The sequence below is a fragment of the Anaerophaga thermohalophila str. Valhall genome, assembly GCF_000250735.1.
In the GTDB taxonomy this organism is placed as follows: domain Bacteria; phylum Bacteroidota; class Bacteroidia; order Bacteroidales; family Marinilabiliaceae; genus Anaerophaga; species Anaerophaga thermohalophila_A.
Map to the genome: position 1 here is coordinate 1 of NZ_AHZV01000314.1, position 1107 is coordinate 1107.

The 1107-nt window shown below is 45.0% G+C and carries 1 protein-coding gene; it reads right to left on the minus strand.

Going from position 1 to position 1107, the window contains the following annotated elements; translation table 11 throughout:
* Positions 1-811, minus strand: an 811-nt coding sequence (locus tag OQ5_RS0116045; protein WP_016778463.1) for a 3-keto-disaccharide hydrolase, incomplete at its 3' end; no start/stop codon positions are given.
* Between the last annotated feature and the right edge of the window lie 296 nt (positions 812-1107).

Consider the following 1107-nt stretch of genomic DNA (forward strand, 5'->3'; position numbering starts at 1 on the left):
ACTCCATTACTTTCAGCTTAATGTTGCGGAACCATACATCATCGCCATGATCCTGAAGTCCGATGTATCCCATGCGTTCTTCGCCACCGGCGTTGATCATTTCCGTCCATCCCTTAAACTTACTGTTTGCTATCATCTCTTCCCACTCGGGTGTCCACAGATGGTACTCAAGAACAACTTCACCGTTTTGCTTGTGTACAACCGTTCCTTTGTATACTATTATGGAACCGGTGTTCCATTCACCCCACGGCTTGCTGTTTTGCGGCTTTGCAGGTATCAGATCGTACAACGAAGCCGACTGACGGTTGCCCTCTTTTCCCAGCTGGGCGTCCAGGTGATTCTCGTTGTCCAGTATCTGATACTCAGGGGCAGAACGATAAATGGGAAGATCATCAAATTCCCGGGCCAGGTAAAAGACACCGCTGTTGCCTCCTTTCGATACTTTCCAGTCGAATTTCAACTCGAAGTTCCTGAACTTCTCATCGTATATTATGTCACCGCCATCTTCGGCACCGGCTTCGCCCTCTCCCGAGCCGTTAATCTTGATAGCATTATCCTCGATACTCCAGGCGCCTGGAACAGCTTCCTTATTATAGCCTCGCCAGCCCTCAAAGTTTTCTCCGTTGAAAAGCAGACGCCAGCCTTCGGCTTTCTCTTCTTCTGTCAGTGCATTTAACGCTTCTTCCACTGTTGCTGTTTTTGTCGTTTCACTTTCTGATTTTTCTTCCGATTTCTTCTGGCCGCCCATACCGCAGGATGTCAACATGAATGCTCCTGCTATCAGGCCTAAAAATATATTCCTGGTTTTCATAATGTTTTGTGTTTTGTTTTGTGTTTTATGTTCCGAGTTTCAGGCTAATATAGTGTCTGTCCATAAAGTACCATTTGCTGTGTTACGCTTGCCGCCAAAATACTCATTTACGAAAAGTAAACCCCGTTTTTGACGGCTTCGCAAGCCTTGCATCTGGCACTTTCTGAACAGACACACATATTGTGAAAAATTTTGCGAGTCTATTGACACGCACTAATATAGTTTCTATTAACCTAATGACCTATTAACCTATTGTCCTATTGTCCTATTAGCCTAATGACCTATTGACCTATTGT